We start from the raw sequence: 606 nt of genomic DNA on the forward strand, positions 1-606 counted from the left end.
CTAAACTTTCAGAACCAATTTCTTTTTTTGCTAAAACGATAGTTTTAGTTTTTTTATTATATATGTTTGTATTGTTTGTTATAGCATCACAAGCATCATGCTTAGCATCCTTAAGCATGCTGTTAGCATCATGCTTAATATCACAAGCATCATTTGTATGTTTATCCCATCTTGCCTTCGCTGCCTTCTGCGCTCTCTCTGAAAACTTATTCAAATTCTCATTAGAGTTGTTGAGTTCCTCTTCAACCTGTAAACTCCATAAACGACCGTCTTCTAAACGTATCAGTTTCTCATCACTCAATAAAAAATCTAGCGCTTTATTAAAAGCTTTTACTGAACAACCAGAAATGCGTGCTAATATAGAGGCATTCTCAAGAATTGGCTGTCTCTTCTTATACATTAAGCAATATCAACATCATATAAGTCGATATTTGATGCGACGTCATTCCACTAGCAACAGATACCCAATCAGAAGGAAAACAACGAACCCAAGTTAACTTAGTTGACATATTTCCCCTCCTGTTCTTTATTATTATTTAGATCTTCATTGAAGTTATTGAGTTCCTCCTCAACTTGTGAACTCCACAAACGACCATCTTCTAAACG

1 pseudogene is annotated in these 606 nt (G+C 35.0%); it reads right to left on the reverse strand.

The features are described from left to right. Positions 1 to 509 (reverse strand): annotated as a pseudogene (locus tag ACFINS_RS10960) (DUF1376 domain-containing protein); the annotation flags it as partial. Positions 510 to 606 lie beyond the last annotated feature (97 nt).

The organism is Bartonella sp. AA2SXKL, assembly GCF_042197205.1.
GTDB lineage: Bacteria > Pseudomonadota > Alphaproteobacteria > Rhizobiales > Rhizobiaceae > Bartonella.